The 2,263-nt window shown below is 51.3% G+C and carries 3 protein-coding genes; 2 read left to right on the top strand and 1 reads right to left on the bottom strand.

Annotated features, from left to right (window positions below; genetic code table 11):
- The first annotated feature begins 314 nt into the window (after positions 1-314).
- Together ACF8GB_RS00015 and ACF8GB_RS00010 are read left to right on the top strand one after the other, a co-directional pair.
- A complete protein-coding gene (locus ACF8GB_RS00015) occupies positions 315-446 on the top strand; it encodes a hypothetical protein (RefSeq protein WP_268977826.1) in 132 nt (43 codons plus the stop codon).
- 52 nt (positions 447-498) lie between these two features.
- The gene (locus ACF8GB_RS00010; RefSeq protein ID WP_392526401.1) at positions 499-1,458 is read left to right on the top strand and encodes a protein rep; all 960 of its coding nucleotides are present in this window, start codon (positions 499-501) and stop codon (positions 1,456-1,458) included.
- 305 nt (positions 1,459-1,763) lie between these two features.
- Here the strand turns inward: ACF8GB_RS00010 and ACF8GB_RS00005 are convergent, their stop codons facing one another.
- Positions 1,764-2,018 (bottom strand): hypothetical protein, encoded by a 255-nt coding sequence (locus ACF8GB_RS00005; protein WP_196137108.1) that lies wholly within the window; start codon positions 2,016-2,018, stop codon positions 1,764-1,766.
- Between the last annotated feature and the right edge of the window lie 245 nt (positions 2,019-2,263).

Raw genomic sequence — 2,263 nt, 5'->3', positions numbered from 1 at the left:
GGTCAAGGGCCGTGCCCCCCGGCTCGTCGGGGAGGGCTTTATCTCCCCGACGAGCGGGGGGGCACGGGCGAAGCGAACCCTTGACCACACGCTAACTCGCAACCGTCGGTGAGTGGGCTGTGGGAGCTTCACCCCCACAGGCCGCTCGCCACAGGGGCGAGTCCCTGCCCCCGGAGGGAGGTTCTTGCGGTCTTGCACCGTCCGTTAAGTCACATAGCGTCGTTGTTCCAGGAAGATTGATTTTTTCCGCAAACCCCCGGTGATGACACGCGCGGTCGTGACCTGACAATAGGCATGGCGATTGAGGAGTGCCGATGAAAATTCTAATCGAGCTGGATGGTGTGACGGTGAAGTTGCTGGTGGCGTTAGGCCTAGCAATTTGGGGGTGTTCAGGGGGTTCTGTGCACGAAATGGCGGTCGCGATGACAGCTTTACTTGATACATAGAAACAATGTGCATGCAGGTGGTACTCTGCTGCCACGGGAAAGGAGCCAACGAATGGCGAAAAAGAAAACCCCCGTAAACGATACCAACTTGGCGGGAGGGTCGTTTACAGGGGTCGATGAAGCTGAAAACTTCAGTGATAGGTTAGCACGCTACGGCCAGGCTCACGCAAGGTCACTGAGCATGCTCGATCACCTGAGGGAGATTCGATCTCAAGCCTCCACGAAGACGGCCGCAAGCCTCGCCAGTTGCGGTCACTACCTGCACTTTCGGGAGTACTTCACCGTGGGCAAGGTTCGGCTGCATAACGCGACGTTTTGCAGACAACACCTGGTCTGTCCGCTCTGCGCGATCCGCCGAGGTGCAAAGGCGCTGGGTGCCTACCTGGCTCGCTGGGAAGTCCTTCAGGGACAGTATCCGGAGCTGCGACCCTACCTGGTCACTTTGACTGTGAAAAACGGTGATGATCTGGAGGAACGTCAAACTCATCTCACCAAGTCATTGCGAAAGCTTATGGATCATCGGCGCAACTTCAACGCCGGTGTTCCTCGATCGTCGTGGACGGAGCTGTGTAAGGCCCAAGGCGGCGTCTACACACTTGAGCTGACCAACAAGGGTAACGGGTGGCACCCGCACTGCCACATGATCGTTTTGGCAGCCTCACAGCCCTCTCAGAGCGATTTGAGCGTTGAGTGGTACCGAATCACTGGTGACAGCATGGTTGTGGATGTGAGGCCCATTGCAGGCGATTCCAGCGAGGGTTTCATGGAGGTTTTCAAGTACGCCGTGAAATTCTCCGATCTCACCCTGGAAGACAACTGGCACGCTGCCCAGGTGCTCAAGGGTAAGCGCCTGCTTAACAGCTTTGGCTTATTCCGGGGGGTCGATATACCTGATTCGCTTCTGGACGAACCACTGGATGAGCTGCCGTATTGGGATCGCTTTTACCGCTACCTAGGCGCCGAATATCAACTCACTGGAGAGGCTCCTAAGGGCCGCGAAAAACGTTCATGAACACACTGAAGGGACGCCAGAAAGCGATTGCTTGCCAAGCTTTGTTGATGACTTACAGGTGCTGCCGATCCTTGGCTTTGTGAGCTGGGAATCAGGCCTAACTGTGAGTGTTCAGGTTTGCGAAAAGATCGCCGCTGCAATGGCAGGTGATTAGGCGGACAACGTCCTGGAAACAGCAGTCGAACGAAATTCCAACGTTTAACAGCCGGGCAAGACAGGTGGAGTTAGCTAACGCATCTCCACGTCTTGCCCATTCGCCTACCGGCTCAAGGGGATCAGTTTCCGATTCGGAAACTAGCCATGGTTCAAAGCTGTAGTACTAATGCCTTTACCATCCGCTTTATTATCGAATCCACTATCAATCGTCGCTGTGGGTCAAACTTATAAAAAATTCGAATCAGGACAATCAAAACAAATGCGACGGCCAATACTGCGAAGCCCCATTCGAAGACTCCAAATTGGCTTAGCATCGATATTAGTGCGATGGCATGAGAATCGAGGATTTTCAGTGCATTATCGGCGATTTTATCTGATAGTTTTTTCTCTTTGTTGTTTTTCATTTCTGTGGTTTACCTTGTTTTTTAATAGATTTAATTTCATAACTTCACCTTCTGGTGTCATGTATTTAGTTAATTTAAAGCAATAGCTACCTGTCAGCCCATGTTGTGACCCCTCCGATAAATTGAGTTGTGTAAATATCTTATAATTAAAAACTGTAAAAGCAAGAGGTGACGATAAAAAAGTTTTCGTTTTCTTTATTTATCATTGAAGTTTTTGTTTTTACCAAAACAACATGATTTTTTTT

Source organism: Pseudomonas sp. xss_4 (genome assembly GCF_043104125.1).
Lineage (GTDB): Bacteria > Pseudomonadota > Gammaproteobacteria > Pseudomonadales > Pseudomonadaceae > Aquipseudomonas > Aquipseudomonas parafulva_B.
The sequence above is the reverse complement of the archived record's forward strand: the minus strand, read 5'-3'. Positions and strand labels throughout refer to the sequence as shown.